Genomic DNA, 22,583 nt, shown 5'->3' on the forward strand with positions numbered 1-22,583 from the left:
TATGTCCAATAGAATTTTGTCCCATGAACAAATACAGCATAAAATAAAACGCATTGCCTATCAGATTTATGAAGCCAATGTAAATGAACCGGAAATTATTATTGCGGGCATTGAAGGAGGCGGATTGAATTTTGCCAAAAAAATTCAGGCAGTACTTCAGAAAATTACAGAGGCCAACATCATATTATGCAAAGTAATCATGGACAAGTCCAATCCTTTGGCCAGTGGCGTTAAGACTTCCTTGCCAGAGACAGAGTACATCAACAAATCTGTAGTCCTAGTGGACGACGTGCTTAACTCGGGGACAACATTAATATATGGAGTCCATCATTTCTTGCGCGTCCCTTTAAAGCAACTTAAAACTGCCGTACTGGTAAATAGGAATCATAAGAAATACCCTGTAAAAGCAGATTACAAAGGAATATCCCTATCCACCTCACTCCAGGAACACATCAACGTGGAATTCAAGGCCAAAAACGATTCGGTTTATTTAAGTGAGTAATTGCCGAATTTCCGCCACTAACATCTCCGGAGCCTTATTGTCACATTCGATAATATGTGTGGCATTGAGGTAGTAGTTATTTCGTTCAAATAAATGCTTTCCAATAAATTCAGGTAGGTCCCCGTCATCTATATTTTTGATCAAAGGTCTATGGTCTTTTTCCAGAATTAGCCTTTTCACAAGTCCGGGTATGGAAATTTTTAAATAAAAAACATGGTCTGCCAACGCCAACATGGTCTCCATATTTCCAGAATAACATGGCGTTCCACCCCCAGTAGACAGCAAAAAATTATTTTTATTGGACAAAACGCCATTTAAATATTCATGTTCCTTTTTCCTGAAAAAGATCTCACCTTTGCCCTGAAATATATTTGGAATGGTATCACCCAACCCTTCTTCAATAAGTTCATCCAGATCTAAAAAACTAATTTCCAATTCCTTAGCCAACAATTTACCTACAGTGGTCTTACCACTACCCATATACCCTACCAATACTATTTTCACGATGTATTTTTTTGTAAAATTGATCTAATTTAGTGGTAATTCAAAAAAAAAAAAAAAAATCTCAAAAAGGCCTTGCAAAACAAACAAATGATCTTATATTTGCACCCGCAAACAGCAATAGTTTGCTACACATTATGACCTGGTAGCTCAGTTGGTAGAGCATCTCCCTTTTAAGGAGAGGGTCCTGGGTTCGAGCCCCAGCCCGGTCACAAAAAAGTTAAGTCTCGTACTTAACTTTTTTTGTTTAAAATAGTTTCGAAATACTTAATTTTAGACATTATTTGTAATAATGAAAAGTCTTGTTATGAGATTTTTTAGGCCCACGTGGTGAAATTGGTAGACATGCCACCTTGAGGGGGTGGTGTTCGCAAGGACGTGCTAGTTCGAATCTAGTCGTGGGCACCAAAACCGTTGACTTCTCATAGGAAGTCAACGGTTTTTTATTTCCCTAAACTTTTAAGCGGATCTTCATACACTTTAAGATGTAATTAAAAAAAATGTGCTATTTATGTTAAAAATAAGCCTTATTTTTCATAATCGACCATTTTCATAAAATGTCAGAATAATTATTTAGAATCACCAATGGGAAAAAAAGTTATCATAATAGGATCCGGATTTGCATCACTTTCAGCATCATGCTATTTAGCAAAACAAGGTTACGATGTATCCATATATGAGAAAAATAATACCGTAGGAGGTAGGGCTAGACAATTTATTCGAGATGGGTTTACCTTTGACATGGGCCCAAGCTGGTATTGGATGCCCGATATTTTTGACAGTTTTTTCGGGGATTTTGGAAAAAGGACGGCCGACTACTATCAATTGGATAGGTTAGACCCTGCCTATAAGATTTTCTTTTCGGATGATATTATTACCATAGGTGATACTATGGATAAAATTTGTGTTGAATTTGAACGTATAGAAAAAGGGAGTGCAAAACCCCTTCGTAAGTTTATTAAAAAGGCACAGGACAATTATGAAATTGCCATACATAAAATAGTACTACGCCCAGGGCTTTCTCCTTTAGAGTTGGTCAGTAAGGATACGGTACTTCGTTTGGATCAGTTCTTTAAGTCCATAAGCCAAGAAGTACGTAAAAGATTTAAGAATCCAAAACTGATTTCTACACTGGAGTTTCCTGTGCTGTTCTTGGGAGCCAAACCCAACAAAACCCCTTCTTTCTATAGTTTTATGAATTTTGCAGATTTTGGGCTGGGCACTTGGCACCCTAAAGGTGGTATGCATCAAGTAATAAGAGCTATGGAACTTTTGGCATTGGAGTTAGGTGTCAATATTTACACCGATCAAGCGGTAACAAAAATTGAAGTAACAGAAGGTAGAGCCACTGGAATTAACGTAGGCGGAAACCTTATAAATGCAGACGTTGTTCTTAGTGGCGCCGATTATCACCATTCCGAAACGTTGTTGGAACCTAAATTTCGTCAATATTCGGAAGCCTATTGGAATAATAAGACTTTTGCTCCGTCATCATTATTATTCTATGTGGGGTTTAATAAAAAACTACAAAATGTATCTCACCATAACCTGTTTTTCGACACCAACTTTGAACAACACGCCATCGAAATATATGATGACCCCAAGTGGCCCGAAGCTCCTCTCTTTTATGCCAATTTTCCTTCGATTACAGATTCCAGCATGGCACCTGAAGGCTGCGAGACAGGTTTCTTCTTAGTTCCCATTGCCCCTAACTTAGAAGATAACAAACAAATACGAAACAAATACTTTGATATTATTTTAAACAGGTTTCAGAAACTTACCGGCCAGGAAGTAGAAAATAATATCTTGTTTAAAGAAGACTTTTGCGTCAATGATTTTATGGAACAATATAATTCCTATAAAGGTAACGCTTATGGAATGGCCAATACACTATTGCAAACAGCCTTTCTTAGACCTAAATTAAAAAGTAAAAAGGTAGCTAACCTTTATTTTACAGGTCAGCTTACCGTGCCTGGCCCTGGAGTACCGCCTGCCTTAATTTCTGGAAAATTAGTGTCCGAACTTATAGTTAAAAATGTGAAACTTTAAATATGAAGTCAATTTTTGATACCACTTCCTACGAATGCAGTAAGCTCGTCACCCAGAACTATAGTACCTCCTTTTCCTTGGCCACAAAAATGTTAGCTCCATCCATAAGAGGAGATATATATAATATTTATGGTTTTGTACGATTTGCCGATGAAATTGTAGACAGTTTTCACAATTATGACAAGCTGTATTTATTAGATAAATTTGAGGAAGACCTGAAGGATGCCTTGGGTAAAAAAATAAGCCTCAATCCTATTCTAAATTCGTTTCAACATACTTTTTATAAATATAACATGCCACTACATCTAGTAACCTCCTTTATGAAGAGCATGCGCATGGATTTGGAAAAGACCGTTCGTCTTAACGATAGCCAGTATCAACAATATGTTTATGGATCAGCAGATGTCGTTGGATTAATGTGCTTAACGGTCTTTGTAAAGGGAGACAATGAGGCCTATGAAAAACTCAAGTCCCCTGCCATGGCCTTGGGGTCAGCTTTTCAGAAAGTGAATTTTTTAAGGGATTTAAAAACAGATTTTGAGGATTTAAATAGAACCTATTTCCCCAATACCAACTTAAAGGAACTTACCGAAGAAGCCAAAAATAAAATTGTAAAAGAAATAAAGGCCGATTTTATATTAGGATTTACCGGGATAATAAACTTGCCCAATGAGGCCAAGTTTGGTGTATATACGGCCTACAGGTATTATTTTCAATTATTAAAGAAGCTACAACAAACACCCTCTTCAAAAATTAAAAATACCCGAATACGGGTATCCAATCTACAAAAATTTAGTTTGTTGGTAAAATCGTATATTAATTATAAATTAAAGCTGGTTTAGGATGAAAATATTGATTTGGATTTTAATTTTCTTTGCTACCTTTTCCTTTATGGAGTTTATGGCCTGGTTTACCCATAAATATATTATGCATGGTCTATTATGGTCACTACACAAGGACCACCACAAAAAAGACCACGATTCTTGGTTTGAGAGGAACGATGCTTTTTTCCTATTTTATGCCACAGTGAGTATTACTTTTTTTTGGTTGGGCTCCCAAACCGACTTCTGGTATGGATGGCCCTTAGGTTTTGGCATATTGGCCTATGGAGCCGCTTATTTTCTAGTTCACGACATATTTATACACCAAAGGTTCAAACTGTTCAGAAACGCTAATAATTGGTATGCCAAAGGGGTACGGAGGGCACACAAGATGCACCACAGACATTTAGGAAAAGAGGATGGGGAATGTTTTGGAATGTTATTAGTGCCATTTAAGTATTTTCAAAAAAAAGAAAAATCACACTAGAACTGCTAAGTACTACTCCTTCAATAGGCCGTCTATAAGTTCCCTAGTCTTACTACTATTCCAATTCGCAGCCCCTGTCTCGGCTACAATAATTTTACCGTCCCTATCAATAATATAAGTAGTTGGTAGCAACTTGGATCTAAGCATTTTCGGTGGATCGGAATCTGGGTAGTAAATTGGTAGATGTAAATTCTTTCTTTTTAAAAAATCTTCTACTTTTTGGTGGTCCTCAGAGGTTACAAACATAAAGACGACCTTATCACCATAATCATTAAATAGTTCTTGTAAACTGGGCATTTCAGCCACACATGGAGGACACCATGTTGCCCAGAAATTTACTAGGATTATCTTTCCCTTTTGCTCTTCAAAATTGAATGTGCCGTTTTCTAAATCAGTTAATTTCCATTGATAGGAATCCAAAGGTACCTGCATTCCCTCCTTTACCTTAGCAGCACTTGTGGAAAGTAATCTACTGGCAATAACTTTTACCTTGAAGCCTACTGGAGTAAATAACAAGATAAGAATACCTAGAATTAAAATACCGTTGACAATCCATTTTTTTGAAGGCACCATATGTTTTTTATTTGCTAATAAGGTCGTTTAAGATAGCCTTCACTTTATCATTATCCCAATCAGCTACTCCTTCCTTACTGATAACTATCCTTCCTTTCTTATCCAACAAATAAGACCTCGGCGGTTTGGAACCATCTACAGGCATGGGATCCCCTACTATGGAATAGGTAACAGGAAAAGTAAAGCCATGATCCTCCATAAATTTTTCTACGGGCTCTCTTTCTTCATTGGTAATGATGTAAAAATCTATCTTATCCTTGTAGTCCTCATATAATTTTTGAATACTCTCAACTTCAGCCTCACTAGGAATATTCCAAGACCTCCAAAAATTAATAAATACAACACGTCCTTTCGACTTATTAAAATTGAAGAAATTCCACTTGGCATCCTTTAATTTCCAATTGTAATTAGTAATCTGCCCCCTGTTGATTTCATTGGTTACCTCAGGTGAAAAGGAAAACCATTTATTTAATAAGACCTTACTATAATCGCCCAAAGGCGTTACAAAAAAAGATAAAATTAAGGCCATTACGGCAATGTTCAAAACTGTTTTCTTGCGAATTATCATTTAATTTATCCTTTTGTCAAAACTAAAAAACTCCTGATGAATATCAGGAGTTTTTATAAAGTATTTACAGTACTAAATTAGGCTCCGTTTTCCCTTTTTATAACATTAAGCGCTGAACCTTCATTAAACCAATCTATCTGTGACTGATTATATGTATGATTCAGTTTAATGGTATCCTTACTACCGTCTTTATGTACCAATTCCAAAGTAATTTGCTTTTCAGGTGCAAAATCCTTTATATCTACGAAGTTAAGGGTATCATCCTCTTGTATTAAGTCATAATCGCTTTCCTTCGCAAAGGTCAATCCAAGCATACCTTGTTTCTTAAGGTTGGTTTCATGAATCCTTGCAAAAGACTTAACAATTACCACCGCAACTCCCAAATGTCTTGGTTGCATAGCAGCATGTTCACGTGAAGAACCTTCTCCGTAGTTATGATCTCCCACAACCACTGTTTTTATTCCTGCCGCTTTGTATGCTCTTTGTGCATCAGGTACACCTACATATTCTCCAGTAAGCTGATTCTTTACAAAATTTGTTTTCTTATTAAAGGCATTTACTGCACCAATTAAGGTATTGTTTGCAATATTATCCAAATGCCCTCTAAAACGCAACCAAGGACCTGCCATAGAAATATGGTCGGTGGTACATTTTCCAAAAGCTTTGATCAATAATTTAGTTCCCTGTAAGCTTTCAGGCTTAATAGGAGTAAATGGATCCAGCAATTGTAAACGCTCAGATTTGGGATCTACCTTTACCTCAACCCCTGAACCATCTTCCATAGGCGCCAAATAACCTGCATCTTCCACCTCAAAACCTTTTGGAGGCAGTTCAATTCCCAATGGCTCATCCAATTTCACTTCCTGACCATCTTCATTAATCAAAGTATCGTTCATTGGGTCAAAATCCAATCTACCTGAAATTGCTATAGCAGCTACCATTTCTGGTGAACCTACAAATGCATGGGTATTTGGATTTCCATCCGCCCTTTTGGAAAAGTTACGGTTAAAGGAATGAACAATAGTATTCTTTTCATCACCTTTAAGATCACTACGATCCCATTGCCCAATACAGGGACCACAGGCGTTAGTAAACACCGTTGCTCCTAGATTTTCGAATATCTGCAATAAACCATCACGTTCTGCAGTAAACCTGATTTGTTCCGACCCTGGGTTAATGCCGAAATCAGACTTTGGTTTAATTTTTTTATCAACCGCCTGTTTTGCTATTGAAGCAGCCCTGGTCAAATCCTCATAAGAAGAGTTGGTACATGATCCTATCAAGCCCCAATCTACTTTCATTGGCCATCCATTGGCTTTTGCCTTTTCTCCCAATTCCCCTACCGGCGTAGCTAAATCTGGAGTAAATGGGCCATTAAGATGTGGCCTAAGCGTGTTTAAATCTATTTCTATAATTTCATCAAAATATTTTTCTGGATTGGCGTATACCTCAGGGTCGGCCGTTAAATAATCCTTAACGGCATTTGCTGCGTCTGCAACATCGTTTCTATCCGTGGCTCTTAAATACCTTTCCATAGAAGCATCGTAACCAAAGGTAGAGGTAGTAGCACCTACTTCAGCTCCCATGTTACATATAGTTCCTTTACCTGTACAGGAAAGATTTATAGCTCCTTCACCAAAATATTCTATAATAGCACCTGTACCCCCTTTTACAGTTAGGATACCGGCTACCTTCAAGATTACATCCTTGGCAGATGTCCACCCAGAGATATTACCTGTTAATTTTACACCTATCAATTTGGGAAACTTTAGCTCCCAAGCCATTCCGGCCATAACATCCACTGCATCAGCACCACCAACACCAATGGCAACCATTCCAAGACCACCAGCGTTTACCGTATGGGAGTCTGTCCCTATCATCATTCCTCCAGGAAATGCATAATTTTCTAGCACTACCTGGTGAATTATACCTGCACCTGGTTTCCAAAAACCAATTCCGTACTTATTGGATACCGATTCTAAAAAATTAAAGACTTCAGCACTCGATGTATTGGCCACTTTTAAATCTGCAACTGCCCCGCTTTTAGCCTGAATAAGGTGATCACAATGTACAGTGGTAGGTACGGCTACTTTAGGCTTACCAGCTTGCATAAATTGCAACAATGCCATTTGTGCTGTTGCATCTTGACAAGCGATTCTATCTGGTGCGAAATCAACATAGTCCTTGCCTCTTCTAAACGCCTTATTAGCATTGCCGTCCCATAAGTGGGAATACAAAATTTTCTCTGAAAGGGTCAAAGGTTTACCTACAACTTCACGTGCCTTATCCACACGTTCAGACATGTTAGCATACACCTTTTTAATCATATCAATATCGAATGCCATTATCTATAAAATTTTAGTTTAAGTTATTCCTCAAAATTAAGAAAATACCTCATGTTTATAAAACTTTTAAACCAAGAATACCCCAAGAATACGCCAAATTTATGTAATTGTAAAAAAGAATGCCCTAATTGGAATGGAAATGCAAAAAAAATTAACTTTTTATGCCTCCGAAAAGTAAAACATATTGCCTACTTGGAGTAATTATAAAAGCTTTAGGATAATATCCTCTTCGGAAATTCCTTCGGCTTCGGCCTTATAATTTTTTATTATACGATGTCTTAAGATACCCATGGACACGGCTTTAACATCTTCAATATCCGGTGAAAATTTGCCCCTAACAGCGGCATGGGCTTTAGCCCCCAATATTAAATTTTGAGATGCCCTGGGACCTGCTCCCCAATCTAAGAATTGCTTAACAAATTCCGATGCACCCTCCTGCTTCGGCCTTGTACTGTTAACCAATTTCACAGCATATTCCACAACCTTATCGGGTACAGGAATACGGCGGACCAAATGTTGTATATCCAGTATTTCTTTAGGTGTAAACAACGGAACAATTTCTGGCTGTAAATCAGATGTTGTTTCCTTTACCACCTTAATCTCCTCCTCTATAGAAGGGTATTTTAATTCTATAGCAAACATAAAGCGATCCAATTGCGCTTCGGGCAAGGGATATGTGCCTTCTTGTTCTATTGGATTTTGAGTTGCCAAAACAAAATATGGCAAATCTAACTTATACTGATTGCCTGCTATGGTTACTGCCCTTTCCTGCATAGCCTCCAACAGCGCCGCTTGAGTTTTTGGAGGGGTACGGTTTATTTCATCGGCCAAAATAATATTAGAAAAAATTGGCCCTTTTATAAATTTAAAGTTTCTATTCTGATCCAACACCTCGCTCCCAAGGATGTCACTTGGCATTAAATCTGGTGTAAACTGAATTCTTTTAAAACCCAATCCCAAGGCCGAAGCAATCGTATTGACCATAAGCGTCTTGGCCAAACCGGGTACACCTATAAGTAAAGAGTGCCCTCCTGTGTAAATAGAAAGCAGTACTTGATCCACCACTTCTTCCTGACCAATAATTATCTTGGCTATCTCTTGTTTTAATGCCTTATTTTTCTCAACTAAATTCTCAATTGCCGCTACATCTGACATGCAATTAATCCTTTATCCAATTATTTGCAAAATCACATTCCTTGTTTCCCGCATTAACACTTACATAAGTGTCTTCTATATGATCGTCCATCCATTTCTTAATGGCATTGTACTGTTTTTCCCTAAGGGCCAATTCCTGAATTTTTATGTAATCCTTAGCAAAACTGGCAACATGCTCGTCATAGCGGTTGGTAATTTTCATTATTTTGTACTTTGGACTACCACCTCTTGGATCGTCCTCTAGAATGGGCTTTGAAATTTCATTGTCCTTAATATCCCTCACCTGGTTGTACAAAGAAGGCTCCATTTTAGTAAGTTCAAAACGGGAACTATAGTCTTGTGGGTTTCTTAACAGGCCACCATCAAACTTGGTTTCCTTCTCATCGGAGAAATTCAGTGCCGCGGCCGCAAAAGTAAATTTATTGTCCAACACCCCTTGCCTAATACTATCCAATTCCTTTCTAGCATTGTCCAATTCTTTTTGAGAAATCTCCGGAGAAATAAGTATATGTCTTAAATCCAGCTCCTGTCCCCTTATTTTTTCAACAAAAATGATATGAAAACCAAAAGGAGTTTCAAAAGGATCGGAAATTTCACCTTCCCTTAAACTAAAGGCTACATCTTTAAATTCCTTAACAAATGGAGTTTCACGCGTCATACTGTAAAATCCACCTTTGGATTTTGACCCTGGATCTTGGGAATATAAAATGGCCTTAACGCTAAAACTCGCGTCATTCTCCACAATATCGGCCTTAATACCGTTTAGTTTATCTATTACCTTTTGTTTTTCTTCATCGGTAGCTTTAGGCTCCTTGACAATCTGTGCAATCTCTAACTCTGCTCCAAAAACAGGTCTTTCATCTTCCGGTATCTTATTAAAGAATTGCCTAACCTCCTCTGGGGTAATCTCTATTTCCGAAACAATTTTGTTTTGCATTTTTTCAGATAACATTCTAAGCTTGTTTATCTTGTACAAATCCTCTCGAAAACTGGCTTCATCATCCTTTTTATAGTACTTCAGCACTTTCTCCATTGAACCGATCTGCGACACCAACTGTTGCAACTGCCGATCCCCTTGGGAATTCACCTCATCATCCGAAACCAAAATACTATCTTGTACCGCTTGATGAGCATACAAACGATCCTCCATTAATTTGCCCAAAAGTCCGCACCTTGTTACATCTGCCGTGGAAGCACCCTGACTTTTTAGATCTATCAAAGTTTTCTCAATATCCGATTCAAGAATTACATAGTCGCCCACAACAGCAGCAATTCCGTCCAGTTTTATCCGTTCAAAATTGTTTACAGAATCATTTTTAGCAACCATTGATTCCTCTATAATAACTTCTTGAGGCTCTACTTGTGTATCTGGGAGTTTTTCAGATTCTTGTGCACTTAAAATCCCAGTCAACAATAAAATAGACAGGGAAAAACTTGTTTTAATTACCTTGTTCATAAACTTCAAATTCTTTTTCTTTAATTGCTTCATCCATTAACTCTACTTCCAATTTCTTCATATAATCCAACTTCCTTCTATTTAAAAGCAGCTGTTTAATAGTCGGTTCAATATATGGAAGGGGAGCAATATCGTTGATTTCCAACAAATCGTTTACCTTCGCCAAATATACCCCTAAAGAGTCCTGTAATTCAAAAAATTGTGATTTTTTTAAGTACTTATCCTGATTTTCAGGAGATAAGGGGGCAATTTCTTCCATTACTCGAAAAACACTTACCCAAATAGAATCGTTAAAATTCACCTTTCGAAATTGCACACTAATGGAGTCTAAATAACGTTTATCCTCGTCTTTAAAATTTTTTAGTTTATTGGCAACTAAATCCTTATCCAAATATTGTATTGGCAATTCCACAAACCGCAATTGCATTATCCTCTCCTTCAGTTTGAAGTTCTCTTTTTCTCGCTCATAAAATTCGGTAAGTTGAGCCGTACTAATGGTGGTATCATGGGCCTGTAAGACCAATGCTTCCTTATAAGCCCCCGTATACAAATCGGTTCGATAATTGGAAACCAATTGCTCAAAATGATTAAGCTTATCCTCTGGCAAATTTATTTTAGCCTTGGCAAGCAGCAATTGCTTATATCCCCAATTATTAATATAATTATTGACCAATGAGGTACTATCCGCCTTGGACATATTGGCCAAAAGTAGCGGTTTTAAATCCTCCTTATACAAATACGTTTCCCCTACCCTTGCCACAGGAACTTTGTCTTCCTTCCTTTTAAAAAGGGAGTCACAGGATATAAAAATACAGAGCAACATTGCACTTACCAAGAATCCTGAGACTTTTACCAGCTTTATTTTAAAAAAATCCATTCCGCAAATTTAGCAATTAAGCTGCATTATGCAAGTTCTCATTTTTTAATAGAACCACATTGCAATTAACCTACAGTTAACAGCTTATCTTATTCCTTTTATTGTTAATTTTATTCAATGGAAGACAGGCAAATAAAACTAATTTGGGATTTTAGGGGTGAATCTGCCCAGAATACGGCCAAGCATCATAGAATACATCTTGAAGAATATATTTTAGCACAAAACTTAACCTTCAACATCACTGGAAGTTCGACCCTAAATGACATGCATTCCATTGCATATCTTGTTGTAACAGAATCTGAAATGATTCCAGTAAGGGATGCTTTAAAACCGCATCGAGGGGAAGTATACACCTCCAAGGATTAACCAGTAACCATTAATCACACTTATGGACAAAAATTATATTTTTTTCCTTTTCATATTAACATCCTTACTTTTTTCATGCAGCCCCCATACTGAACAGCCCGATATATTAAAAGTGGCTTTATCCTCCACCAATTCAAAAATCAGAAAAGTGATGGATAGTGTTGCGCAATATGAGTTGCAGGTTAGCTATACACAAATTCGCAGAATCAAGGACAGTCTTGTTTTCAAGGATTACAATTATCAGGTTAACGACAGCAACTACTTTTATCCTGCAAGTACCGTTAAAATTCTAACGGCAGTGCTGACCATGGAAAAACTCAACGAAATGGATTCCTTGGATTTACACACCCAATTTTATGTTGAGGGCGACTCCTTGGAAACAACATTTGCCAATGATATCTCCAAGATTTTTGCAATAAGTGATAATGAAGCCAACAACCGATTATTCGAGTTTTTAGGGCAAGACCGAATAAATAAAAAATTAAAGGACAAGGAGATTACACCAGTGAGGATTTCCCATCGCCTTTCAACGGAAAATGCATTTGAGGTAACAACAAAACCTCTTATAGTTTATTTAAACGACACTACTATAACTTTATTGAAGTCCAGTACTAACAGGTCCGCCAAACCCTTGTTACTACGTGGCCTAAAGAAAGGAACAAGCCACTACGATGAGAACACCTTAACGAACGGACCATTCGATTTTAGTCTAAAGAATTACTTCCCTCTTAGCACTCAAAACGAAGTATTGAAAAGGATAATCTTTCCCGAACAGTTCTCAAAAAATAAACGATTCAACTTAAGTCCAGACCAACATAAGTTCCTTCTTAAAGCTATGTCCGACCTGCCCAAAAATATAGGCTATGACGAAATGGACTATTGCGACAGTTATGGTAAGTTTTTCATGTTCGGAGATACTAGGGATACCATTCCCGAATATCTTAAAATTTATAATAAAGTTGGAAATGCTTTTGGGACCATAACAGATTGCGCGTACATAAACGATAGCAAGAACAATGTTGAATTTATGTTATCTGCTACACTTTTGGTAAACAATAACGGGATTTTCAATGATGACAAATACGAATATGAGACAATAGGACTCCCATTTTTGGCCCAGTTGGGGCGTGAAATTTACAACCTGGAAATTGCGCAAAAACAACTAGATTAAGCTCTCAGAGTCTCAATTTACCATAAAAATAAAGCCAGAAATCTACCTAGAGAACACCCCTTTTAAGATTTGAACTTGTAAATAAGTAGCACTATTTTATTTTTTATACACCCACAATTCTTACTATTCTCTATTTTTGTCCTTTTTTTCAAAAAATGATAACAAAACCTCGGATTGCCCTTATCATTGGAATTATATGTATTTCTATATTTCCAATTTTAGTAAAACTAAATTACACTCCTGGGCTTATTTCTGCATTCTATAGAATGGCAATTGCCCTGTCCATTATTTTACCCTACGCCATAATAACCAAACAATTGGAGATTCCAAAAGGGAATACCTTACTTCTAGCCCTTTTATGTGGTATATGTTTTGGGTCTGATGTTGCTGTTTGGAATATTGCAATTCAAAAATCCACAGCAACTCAAGCGTCATTACTAACCAACCTATCACCGGTATGGGTTGGAATCGGTACCTTTTTATTTTTAAAACCTAAACCCTCCAGGAATTTTTGGATAGGCACCACCATTGCTTTATTAGGAATGATAACTTTAGTAGGGTTTCAATTCTTTGCCCAACTTTCTTTTGATATTGGTTTTAGTTTTGGGGTGCTATCCGGTATTTTCTATGCCATCTATATTCTTATTAGTAAAAAAGTGTTGAGCAAGACCTCCATTATAAACTTTATGACGCTAAGCCTAATATCTTCTTCCCTCTTTTTAGGGGTCATATCGTGGTTGCTGGGAGAGCCTTTTATCGGCTTCTCCAATATTGGATGGTTTGTTCTTTTAATCCAAGGTTTGGTATGTCAATTATTGGCATGGACGCTTATCAGTTATTCCACCCAACACATGCGGGCAACTCGAGTTTCCTTAAGCCTTTTAGCCCAGGCGATATTAGCTACCCTATTGGCTTGGGTATTTCTAAATGAGGTTATTACCCTACAAATGGTCCTGGGCGGTATTATTCTGCTTTTCGGAATACGAATAACGTTTTATGACAAGCCTCTTTCTATATTGGGTAGGAATAAAATTAAACTCCCGCCTCTTTAATTACTTTTAAGGTCTTTTGAAGTCCGGTCTTGGCCACCTCCAATAAATCCATACTATAGTATTCAGGGTTATATAATTCAAGGGAAATACATCCGTTGAACCCTGTACTTTTGAGGTCTTTTAAAATCTGTGGCAGTGGTAATATCCCATCCCCTGGAAAGACCCGATGCTTGTCTTCCATGTCTTTTAACTCCATTCCTTTAGGAGCATCGTTAAACTGAAAAATAGCAAAAATATTACCATTCAGCAGCTTTAGGCCTTCAAAACCTCCTTCAGAAATGTACATGTGGTATACGTCCGGTATTATTTTGGCATTCGGGTGATCTGCATCTAGTGCTACTGCTGTTGCCTGACCCATAGTCTTTAAAGGGAACATCTTTACAAAGACCAATGCTGGGATTACATTATACTCTTTTATGCCTATTTCCAATAATCTTCGATAACAGGATGCAACAAAGTGAGGGTCATAATTCTCCCCAACCTGATTGGGTATTGCCTGCACATAGGTACAGCCTATTTCAGAAGCCATTCTCATTCTGTTCTTAGTTGCTGGCAAGGATTTTTGAAATTCCTCCTCATTCGTTGGAATACAACCCCAAAGCCCTATCATGCTAGGCACAAACAATCCTGCAGCTCTAATTTTTGCACCTATCTTTTTAAGGTCGCCTCCATTTTTCTCGTATTCCTCCAAATCGCTATCCCAAGGTTCAATGGCGTCATAGCCTGCGGCAATGGCAATCTCCACCTTTTTCTCCAAACCCTTGGCAGGTCTTATAGTCGCCGTATCCAAACAAATGGGCCATGGACTCTGTCCGTTTTGGTATCTTTTTTCTTTTTTGGGAATTTCCAATGGCAAGGTGTTGGCCATTGAGAGTGTTGCAACACCAGCAGTGGCTGCACCTGTAATAAACAATCTGCGATTCATATTTTAGTCTCTTTACCGACTAAAAATAGGAAAAAAAATGAAGCATAACTTTTTTATGGGTAATTAACCCATTTAACTCGATTTACATCCACAATCTAAACAACTAACGACAGAAAATAGCCTATATAATTTTTTGCGGTCGTCAAAATCACTTTCCTGAACCCAAGCCTGCTAAACCTTAACCGGTTCCCCGTAAAGATCGAAATCTGCGGCCTCAAAAATATTTAAGTTCACAAACTCCCCTACCTTTAAATAATGTGTGGCAGCATCTACCAATACTTCATTATCAACATCAGGGGAATCGAACTCAGATCTTCCAACAAAATATTTTCCTTCCTTACGGTCTATGATACAGCGCAACGTCTTACCCACTTTCTCTTGATTCAACTCCCATGAAATCTGTGACTGAAGCTCCATAATCTCCGAAGCCCTTTGTTGTTTCACTTCCTCGGGAACGTCATCCACTAGATTAAAGGCATGCGTATTTTCCTCATGGCTATAAGTAAAACAGCCAAGTCTTTCAAAACGCATCTCTTCCACCCAATTTCTTAAGGTTTCAAAATCTTCCTCTGTCTCCCCAGGATAACCCACAATTAAAGTCGTCCTAATCGTCATTTCAGGAACCGCAGCCCTAAAGTCCTGTAGTAATTTGGTTGTTTTAGCCTGAGTAGTCCCTCTGCGCATACTCTTCAAAATGGAATCTGATATATGCTGTAACGGTATATCCAGGTAATTACAAACTTTAGGTTCACGTTTCATCACTTCCAGAACATCCATAGGAAATCCGGTAGGAAAAGCATAATGCAATCTGATCCATTCTATACCCTCTACTTTCACCAATTCATTCAGCAATTCTGCCAAATTTCTTTTCTTATATATATCAAGTCCGTAATAAGTAAGGTCTTGGGCAATAAGAATCAATTCCTTAACCCCATTGGCTGCCAATTTATTAGCTTCAGTAACTAAGTCTTCAATAGGAGTACTCCTATGCTTTCCACGCATAATAGGTATGGCACAAAATGAACAAGGACGATCACATCCCTCGGCAATTTTTAAATAGGCGTAATTTTTAGGGGTAGTTGTTAGGCGCTCCCCAATAAGTTCGTGCTTGTAATCTGCCCCTAAGGCCTTTAATAAATTAGGCAACTCGCTGGTCCCAAAATATTCATCCACATTGGGAATTTCCTTTTGAAGATCCGGCTTATAACGCTCGCTTAAACAGCCCGTAACAAATACCTTATCCACCTCTCCAGCTTCCTTTTTTTGAACGTATTCCAAAATGGTATTTACACTTTCCTCCTTGGCATTGGCAATAAAACCGCAAGTGTTTATCACCACAACATTCCCCTCTTCCTCATGTACGACCTCTTTGTTGTTGGCCCTCAACTGGCCCATCAACACCTCTGAATCGTAAACATTCTTGGAACACCCCAAGGTTACTACATTGATCCTATTCTTCTTAAGTGACTTAGTACGCATATTTTTCTAATAAAGTGCAAAAGTACAACTTGAAAAAAGATTGTAGTCCCATTATATCTTTTTTTATTTTTTTATCGTTAAACCATTATAACTATTTGAACTCTAAGCTATAAAGCATTATGAACGTTCCTTCTATAATAACATCTTTGTTTGCTGTTTGCTGCTTAATGGGATGCTCTAAAACTAGTGATGATGAAGTGCCGATTCCTCCAGAAGGTGAAATGTATTTTCCTCCTTCGAATTCGGAAGAATGGAAAACCTTATCCCTTGAAGAATTAGAATGGAATTCAAGTGGAGAACAGCCACTTTACGACTTTCTTGAAACCAATAATACGGATGCCTTTATTCTTTTGAAGGATGGAAAGATAGTTATGGAAAAATATTTCGGAAGCTTCAGCGCCTCTAAAAACCACACTTGGAACTCTGCTGCTAAAACTTTGACAGCGTTTACAGTAGGCATTGCTCAAAAGGAAGGTCTACTTTCTATCAACAATGCCTCATCGGATTATATGGGTACTGGCTGGTCTTCCTTAAGCCCCCAACAGGAGCAACTAATAACCGTAAAAAACCATCTTACCATGACTACTGGCCTAGATTATACAGTAGAAAACAACTTCTGTACCGACCAGGATTGTTTGATCTACAAAAACGACCCAAACACATATTGGTATTACCACAATGCTACCTATACTCTTTTAGATAATATTGTTAGCGGGGCGGTGCAGCAAGACTTTAAGGATTATTTTAATGAGAAGTTGCGTGACAAAATTGGGATGCAGGGGACCTGGATAAAAACAGGCTATCTAAATCTTTATTTTAGCAATGCCCGCAGCATGGCTCGTTTTGGCCTCTTGAACCTGAATAATGGTATTTGGGATGGCAACAAGATTATGGACGATCCCAGCTATTTTGAAGCCATGACCAATACTTCCCAGGACTTGAACACGTCTTATGGCTACTTATGGTGGCTAAATGGAAAAAGCAATTACAGGTTGCCAGGTTCAGAGAATCTGTTTTCGGGAAAATTAATACCTGATGCTCCGGATGACCTCATAGCTGGTCTAGGTGCCATGGATCAAAAGCTTTACGTGGTCCCCAGCAAAGGATTGGTAATAATACGTATTGGGGATTCCGCTTATGACGACGAATTGGGGCCCAGCTCCTTTGATACCGATTTATGGAAAAAAATAAATGATGTAATGCACTAAAGTTATCATTGACCTAACTTCCACTTCGGGTTACTGACTACAACAATACTTTTATTCCAAAGGTTGCAATTTAATCACATCCTCCAAAAATCGAATCGTTTCTTGCTTTACTGATACCAAGTCTTTTGAAGTTATATAGGAAGTCATTACATGGTTGCCTACATTAGGAAAAGCTATCTTCCGTTTCATATCCCCTTTAACCCCAAGTTGGTCGTACATTTCTAACATCGCAGGAACAGATACGACCTTATCCTGTTCTAATTGATTTTTATAATAATATCCTAAAAATGTAGGTTGATGTATCTTTTGGAAAACTTCCTGCTTCATGGTTTCATCTAACAGGCTCTGCAGCTGCACCAAAGCCTCAACCCTATACCTTGTAGTCCAGTAAGCTTTTTTCAAGGAATCTGCCTCAGACTCGTAGTAATCGCCATCCATAATTGTTTTCACGAGCTGTAATCCCCAGGGCCCGGACATTAAGGGAGCTGTAGGATCGTAGATTTCCACATTGGGGGAGTACAGAACTAGTCCCGCAATATCCTCCTCGCCATGAGCCAAATATAACGCTAAAGTACCGCCCGTAGAGGTGCCCATAACAATAACCTTTTTGCCTATTTTTTTTGCAATAGCGAAAGCTTCCTTGGCCGAATCAAAGTAATCCCCTGCCGTTAAATCCAAAAATGCGTCATCATCCCTTACCCCATGTCCTTTTAATCTTGGCAAATACACATTGGCCCCATATCTCTTTCCCAACTCAGAATGCAAGGGAGCACCTTCTTCATGACTGGCAGACCAACCGTGGAGATATAAAATGGAATATTCTGTTACAGAAGGAATTGAATCGTACCAGACTATTCGGGATTCATTATTGGCTTTAATTTTTGTATTGGCCTTTTCCCGTTGGTAAAGAGTGTTATTCAGAATGTTTAAATCTGTTTCCACATATGGCAAATCCATCGTCAATATTGGCCTATCTACTTTAGGTCCTAAAAAATAGAGAGTCGCCGCCAAAACCAATAAAATAAAAACAATTTTAAATAAGTTGCGAACTATTTTCATCCTTTACTGCTAAAGAAAGAATCTACAAATTCAATCTTATTAAATACCTGTAAATCCTCTATTCCTTCACCTACTCCAATATATTTTACCGGGATTTTAAATTGATCTGAAATACCTATAACCACACCCCCTTTTGCTGTTCCATCCAATTTGGTAACTGCCAAAGAAGTCACTTCAGTGGCTAAGGTAAATTGTTTGGCCTGCTCAAAGGCATTCTGTCCAGTGGAACCATCCAAAACCAAAAGTACTTCATCAGGGGTACCATCTACCACCTTCTGCATTACGCGTTTCACCTTGGTTAGCTCACTCATTAAATTGACTTTATTATGCAGTCTTCCGGCTGTATCTATAATAACTACATCGGCATTCTGTTTTAGAGCAGAACTAAGCGTATCGAAAGCCACAGAAGCAGGATCGCTTCCCATATTTTGTTTTACAATTGGAACATCTACTCGATCTGCCCAAACCTGGAGTTGATCTATCGCAGCTGCCCTAAAGGTATCGGCAGCACCAAGTACCACCTTTAATCCTTGTTTTTTAAATTGATAGGCCAATTTGCCAATAGTTGTAGTTTTACCTACCCCATTGACACCAACTACCATGATTACGTAAGGTTTTCTTCCCTGTGGCACATTAAATTCCGTTTCATTCCCAGTGTTGGTCTCTGATAATAATCCGGCTATTTCTTCCCTTAATATGACGTTTAGCTCATCTACCCCCAAGTATTTATCCTTGGATACACGTGCTTCTATACGGTCTATTATCTTTAAGGTCGTATTTACACCAACGTCGGAAGAAACCAATACTTCCTCCAAATTGTCCAAGACATCATCATCTACTTTGGACTTCCCTACAACGGCCTTGCTTAGTTTGGATAAAAAATTGGTCTTGGTCTTTTCAAGACCCTTGTCTAAAGATTCTTTTTTTTGTGTGGAAAAAATTTTCTTAAATAAACTCATATTCTTGGCATATTCCTTTTCATCAAAGATATAAAAATAAAAAAGCCACTTTCATCAGAAAGTAGCTTTATAACCAATATATTTAGGTTATTAATTTTTTTTCAACCAGTCGCTTACCATCTCTGGGCTCATTACAGACTCCTGAAATGTATAAGCACCTGTTTTAGGCGACTTTACCATTTTAATGGCCTTAGTCAATCTTTTTGAACTTGTTTGTAAACTAGCTACCGTTTTCTTTGCCATGACGTATTATTTAATTTCTTTATGAACTGTCATTCTCTTTAGGATAGGATTAAATTTCTTAATTTCCATCCTATCTGGAGTGTTCTTTTTGTTTTTTGTGGTTATGTACCTTGAAGTACCTGGCATGCCAGATTCTTTATGCTCTGTACATTCCAAAATAACCTGAATTCTGTTACCTTTCTTTGCCATTATTGTCTTAGTATTTCAGGATTATTTTATTAATCCTTTTTCCTTTGCTTCTTTTAAAACAACGGAAATTCCTTTTTTATTTATACTCTTTAAAGCCTTAGCGGAAACCTTTAAGGTTACCCAACGGTCTTCTTCTGGAATATAGAAACGCTTTTTAGAAAGATTTACATCAAATCTTCTTCTGGTTTTATTGATCGAGAAGGACACATTGTTCCCAAACATGGCTCTCTTTCCAGTAACATCACAAACTTTTGACATCTCTCTACTTTTATTTTGTTATAAACAGGGTGCAAATTTAAATTAATTTTATGGGACGGACAAAATTCTTTGTCAGAATTTTAAAATTTCTTTTTGAAGCATTTCAAATGCCTTATTTACAGACTTTTGCACAATCCTTTCTCGTTGACTCCCCATTTGAAATTCCTCCACAACTACCGTATTGGGAGAAACGACGGCTATAAACACAGTTCCCACCTCCGCATTGGAATCCCCTTTTGTTGGACCGGCATTTCCCGTAGTGGCGATAGCAAAATCCGTTTTTAATATTTCACGCAAATTGGCAGCCATTTCTACGGCCACCTCGGCACTTACTACTGAATACTGCTCTATTGTCGCCCTAGACACCCTAAGCACTTCTATTTTGGCTTCTGTAGCATAACTTACTACACTACCTTTATAATAGCCTGACGCGCCTGGCATACTGGTTATCTGTTGGGCAATTTTACCGCCTGTAAAACTCTCTGCCGTGCCTAAGGTCAGCCCCTTTTTTGTTAATAATTGAGCAATCACCGATTCCAAAGGTTCATCACCTTCTTCTCCATAAACCAGGTCGCCTATCAAAATTTTAATTTTTACCACCTCAGCATTGACAGCGGAATTTATTAATTCACTATCACCTCCTTTCGCGGTAAGCCTTAATCTCACAGAACCCAAACTGGGCAGATAGGCCAATTTCACAAAACTTGGCAAGTTGTCCTCTACGGATGCTATCCTATCCGCAAGCGAACTTTCCCCAATACCATAAGTAATAATGGTCCTATGAACAATATAAGGGCGCTTAAATTCCTGTATTACTCTTGGAACTACCTTTGATGTGATTAAATTTTTCATCTCGAAGGGCACACCTGGCAATGAAATAAAAGCCTTGCCTTCATTTTTAATCCACATTCCTGGTGCCGTCCCAAATTCATTATGGAGAACAATGGCCTTTGAAAGCACCAATGCCTGATTTCTGTTAACCTCCAACATGGGAACTCCGAGGTGTTTTTTAAAAATAGCCTCAACATGGGCCAACACTTCACGGTCTTCCACTAAAGAATCATTGAAATACTCGCATAAGGTGTGCTTGGTGATATCATCTTTGGTAGGCCCTAAACCTCCAGTTATTATTATGATGTCGGCCCGTGCTTCCGCCTCTTTAAGAGCGTTCAAAATATGAAGCTTATCATCTTGAACCGAAGTAATCTGATAAACGGAAACCCCAATTTTATTGAGTTCCTGGGCAATAAAAGCAGAGTTTGTATCTATAATTTGTCCAATGAGAATCTCATCGCCAATAGTTATTATTTCAGCAAACATTAAATCTTAAAGTCATTTTTCAATTCTGAAACCACTTGCTGAACATCCTTTTTAAGTAAGGGCACCAATCGCTGAATTTCCGCGGTATTCTCTTCCTTTTTTCCTAAAGTTTCTATTTGCAAGGCTATTTCACGGGTTTGCTCCATACCCAGTAAATCTACATTAGGTTTAATTTTATGCGCCAATTTATATACACTGTCATAATTTTTCAACCCCAATGCTTTCTCAAGTTCATCCAAGTCCTGAGGCACTTCTTCCAAAAAAACAGCAACGACAGATTTAATGAATTCATCATCACCTTCTGCCATCTCATTTATTTTGTCCAAACTATAAATCATCTATTTTATATTTAATGAGAACATTTGTTCATTCTCCAAGGTACCCGAAAGATAATCATTTGCACTTATTCTACCAACACCAGCGGGTGTACCGGTAAAAATAATATCACCCTTTTTCAAAGTAAAAAAACGCGAAACATAAGATATTATTTCATCTATCTTCCACAGCATTAAACCGGTATTTCCTTGTTGCACCAGTTCATTGTTCTTTTCAAGTTGAAAATTTATATTGTTCAAATCCTTAAAATTGGTTTTTGGCAACCATTTACCGATTACCGCAGACCCATCAAAACCCTTGGCCTTTTCCCAAGGCAATCCCTTTTCCTTTAATTGGGATTGAATGTCCCTAGCTGTAAAATCGATACCCAAACCAATTTCATCATAATAGTTATGGGAAAATTGAACGTCTATATGTTTGCCCACTTTTTTAATTTTCACCAAAACCTCCACTTCATAATGAACGTCTTTGGAAAATTCAGGAATATAAAAATCCTGTTCTTTGGGCAGCACTGCTGAATCCGGCTTAATGAATAATACAGGCTCAACAGGCTTTTCGTTATTCAATTCCTTGATATGCTCCGTATAATTACGGCCAATACAAATTATTTTCATGACAATAAGTATTCTTTAGAATATGGTGTTTATAGCCCCTACCTGTAGAATAGACTGGAGTTCACCTCTG

Annotated in this window: 25 protein-coding genes and 2 tRNA genes; 10 read left to right on the forward strand and 17 right to left on the reverse strand. The window is 37.8% G+C overall.

Annotated elements, in window-relative coordinates; all coding sequences use genetic code 11:
* The first annotated feature begins 1 nt into the window (after nt 1).
* Complete coding sequence (locus tag CWD90_RS19565) at nt 2-502, forward strand: phosphoribosyltransferase family protein (RefSeq protein WP_103477752.1); 501 nt, start codon at nt 2-4, stop codon at nt 500-502.
* Here CWD90_RS19565 and CWD90_RS19570 read toward each other — a convergent pair.
* Complete coding sequence (locus CWD90_RS19570; protein ID WP_192878045.1) at nt 491-1,006, reverse strand: shikimate kinase; 516 nt, start codon at nt 1,004-1,006, stop codon at nt 491-493. The two genes, CWD90_RS19565 and CWD90_RS19570, sit on opposite strands and share 12 nt — an antisense overlap.
* Before the next feature lie 136 nt (nt 1,007-1,142).
* On the opposite strand from CWD90_RS19570, the gene CWD90_RS19575 reads away from it, so the two are divergent.
* From CWD90_RS19575 to CWD90_RS19595, 5 genes are all read left to right on the forward strand, one after another.
* A tRNA-Lys gene (locus CWD90_RS19575) sits at nt 1,143-1,215 on the forward strand.
* 109 nt (nt 1,216-1,324) lie between these two features.
* Nucleotides 1,325-1,411: transfer RNA gene (locus tag CWD90_RS19580), tRNA-Leu, on the forward strand.
* A gap of 177 nt (nt 1,412-1,588) precedes the next feature.
* Entirely contained in the window at nt 1,589-3,052 is a 1,464-nt protein-coding gene (locus CWD90_RS19585; protein WP_103477753.1) for a phytoene desaturase family protein, read from the forward strand.
* A gap of 2 nt (nt 3,053-3,054) precedes the next feature.
* Entirely contained in the window at nt 3,055-3,894 is an 840-nt protein-coding gene (locus tag CWD90_RS19590; RefSeq protein WP_103477754.1) for a phytoene/squalene synthase family protein, read from the forward strand.
* A gap of 1 nt (nt 3,895) precedes the next feature.
* The gene (locus CWD90_RS19595; protein WP_103477755.1) at nt 3,896-4,360 is read left to right on the forward strand and encodes a sterol desaturase family protein; all 465 of its coding nucleotides are present in this window, start codon (nt 3,896-3,898) and stop codon (nt 4,358-4,360) included.
* A gap of 12 nt (nt 4,361-4,372) precedes the next feature.
* On the opposite strand, the gene CWD90_RS19600 is transcribed toward CWD90_RS19595, so the two are convergent.
* The 6 genes from CWD90_RS19600 to CWD90_RS19625 all read right to left on the reverse strand — a co-directional run bounded on the left by CWD90_RS19600 (nt 4,373) and on the right by CWD90_RS19625 (nt 11,334).
* Nucleotides 4,373-4,933, reverse strand: coding sequence for a TlpA family protein disulfide reductase (locus tag CWD90_RS19600; protein WP_103477756.1), 561 nt, complete (start codon nt 4,931-4,933; stop codon nt 4,373-4,375).
* A 7-nt stretch (nt 4,934-4,940) separates the two neighbouring features.
* Nucleotides 4,941-5,501 carry a TlpA family protein disulfide reductase gene (locus CWD90_RS19605; RefSeq protein WP_103477757.1) on the reverse strand — a complete coding sequence of 187 codons (561 nt, stop codon included), beginning with the start codon at nt 5,499-5,501 and terminating at the stop codon, nt 4,941-4,943.
* 77 nt (nt 5,502-5,578) lie between these two features.
* The gene (locus tag CWD90_RS19610) at nt 5,579-7,846 is read right to left on the reverse strand and encodes an aconitate hydratase (protein ID WP_103477758.1); all 2,268 of its coding nucleotides are present in this window, start codon (nt 7,844-7,846) and stop codon (nt 5,579-5,581) included.
* A 201-nt stretch (nt 7,847-8,047) separates the two neighbouring features.
* On the reverse strand, nt 8,048-9,001 hold the full coding sequence (locus tag CWD90_RS19615; protein ID WP_103477759.1) for an AAA family ATPase: 954 nt from the start codon (nt 8,999-9,001) through the stop codon (nt 8,048-8,050).
* A gap of 4 nt (nt 9,002-9,005) precedes the next feature.
* On the reverse strand, nt 9,006-10,457 hold the full coding sequence (locus CWD90_RS19620; protein WP_103477796.1) for a peptidylprolyl isomerase: 1,452 nt from the start codon (nt 10,455-10,457) through the stop codon (nt 9,006-9,008).
* Nucleotides 10,441-11,334 (reverse strand): peptidylprolyl isomerase, encoded by an 894-nt coding sequence (locus tag CWD90_RS19625; protein WP_103477760.1) that lies wholly within the window; start codon nt 11,332-11,334, stop codon nt 10,441-10,443. Before CWD90_RS19625 ends, CWD90_RS19620 begins: the two co-directional genes overlap by 17 nt.
* 117 nt (nt 11,335-11,451) lie before the next feature.
* On the opposite strand from CWD90_RS19625, the gene CWD90_RS19630 reads away from it, so the two are divergent.
* The 3 genes from CWD90_RS19630 (at nt 11,452) to CWD90_RS19640 (ending at nt 13,923) form a co-directional block, all read left to right on the forward strand.
* Entirely contained in the window at nt 11,452-11,700 is a 249-nt protein-coding gene (locus CWD90_RS19630) for a hypothetical protein (RefSeq protein ID WP_103477761.1), read from the forward strand.
* Between the two features lie 151 nt (nt 11,701-11,851).
* Complete coding sequence (locus CWD90_RS19635; protein WP_239986569.1) at nt 11,852-12,871, forward strand: serine hydrolase; 1,020 nt, start codon at nt 11,852-11,854, stop codon at nt 12,869-12,871.
* Between the two features lie 155 nt (nt 12,872-13,026).
* Nucleotides 13,027-13,923 carry a DMT family transporter gene (locus tag CWD90_RS19640; protein WP_103477763.1) on the forward strand — a complete coding sequence of 299 codons (897 nt, stop codon included), beginning with the start codon at nt 13,027-13,029 and terminating at the stop codon, nt 13,921-13,923.
* Here CWD90_RS19640 and CWD90_RS19645 read toward each other — a convergent pair.
* Both CWD90_RS19645 and rimO read right to left on the reverse strand, forming a co-directional pair.
* On the reverse strand, nt 13,904-14,848 hold the full coding sequence (locus CWD90_RS19645; protein ID WP_103477764.1) for a sugar phosphate isomerase/epimerase family protein: 945 nt from the start codon (nt 14,846-14,848) through the stop codon (nt 13,904-13,906). The two genes, CWD90_RS19640 and CWD90_RS19645, sit on opposite strands and share 20 nt — an antisense overlap.
* Nucleotides 14,849-15,019: 171 nt before the next feature.
* A complete protein-coding gene (rimO, locus tag CWD90_RS19650; RefSeq protein WP_103477765.1) occupies nt 15,020-16,327 on the reverse strand; it encodes a 30S ribosomal protein S12 methylthiotransferase RimO in 1,308 nt (435 codons plus the stop codon).
* Nucleotides 16,328-16,446: 119 nt separating this feature from the next.
* Here rimO and CWD90_RS19655 point away from each other — a divergent pair, with 119 nt between their 5' ends.
* A complete protein-coding gene (locus tag CWD90_RS19655; protein ID WP_103477766.1) occupies nt 16,447-17,535 on the forward strand; it encodes a serine hydrolase domain-containing protein in 1,089 nt (362 codons plus the stop codon).
* 51 nt (nt 17,536-17,586) lie between these two features.
* Here the strand turns inward: CWD90_RS19655 and CWD90_RS19660 are convergent, their stop codons facing one another.
* The 8 genes from CWD90_RS19660 to CWD90_RS19695 form a co-directional block, all read right to left on the reverse strand.
* On the reverse strand, nt 17,587-18,594 hold the full coding sequence (locus CWD90_RS19660; protein WP_103477767.1) for an alpha/beta hydrolase: 1,008 nt from the start codon (nt 18,592-18,594) through the stop codon (nt 17,587-17,589).
* The gene (gene ftsY, locus CWD90_RS19665; RefSeq protein WP_103477768.1) at nt 18,591-19,553 is read right to left on the reverse strand and encodes a signal recognition particle-docking protein FtsY; all 963 of its coding nucleotides are present in this window, start codon (nt 19,551-19,553) and stop codon (nt 18,591-18,593) included. The genes CWD90_RS19660 and ftsY overlap by 4 nt, the downstream gene beginning before the upstream one ends.
* Nucleotides 19,554-19,643: 90 nt before the next feature.
* On the reverse strand, nt 19,644-19,796 hold the full coding sequence (locus tag CWD90_RS19670) for a DUF4295 domain-containing protein (RefSeq protein WP_103477769.1): 153 nt from the start codon (nt 19,794-19,796) through the stop codon (nt 19,644-19,646).
* Nucleotides 19,797-19,802: 6 nt separating this feature from the next.
* Nucleotides 19,803-19,985 (reverse strand): 50S ribosomal protein L33, encoded by a 183-nt coding sequence (gene rpmG, locus CWD90_RS19675; protein ID WP_031444791.1) that lies wholly within the window; start codon nt 19,983-19,985, stop codon nt 19,803-19,805.
* Between the two features lie 21 nt (nt 19,986-20,006).
* Entirely contained in the window at nt 20,007-20,243 is a 237-nt protein-coding gene (rpmB, locus tag CWD90_RS19680) for a 50S ribosomal protein L28 (protein ID WP_031444792.1), read from the reverse strand.
* 72 nt (nt 20,244-20,315) lie between these two features.
* Nucleotides 20,316-21,563, reverse strand: a complete 1,248-nt coding sequence (locus CWD90_RS19685) for a competence/damage-inducible protein A (protein ID WP_103477770.1) — start codon at nt 21,561-21,563, stop codon at nt 20,316-20,318.
* A complete protein-coding gene (locus tag CWD90_RS19690) occupies nt 21,563-21,901 on the reverse strand; it encodes an Hpt domain-containing protein (protein WP_103477771.1) in 339 nt (112 codons plus the stop codon). Before CWD90_RS19690 ends, CWD90_RS19685 begins: the two co-directional genes overlap by 1 nt.
* The gene (locus CWD90_RS19695; protein ID WP_103477772.1) at nt 21,902-22,513 is read right to left on the reverse strand and encodes a fumarylacetoacetate hydrolase family protein; all 612 of its coding nucleotides are present in this window, start codon (nt 22,511-22,513) and stop codon (nt 21,902-21,904) included.
* Nucleotides 22,514-22,583: the final 70 nt, after the last annotated feature.

The sequence above is a fragment of the Arenibacter catalasegens genome (genome assembly GCF_002909235.1).
GTDB lineage: Bacteria > Bacteroidota > Bacteroidia > Flavobacteriales > Flavobacteriaceae > Arenibacter > Arenibacter catalasegens.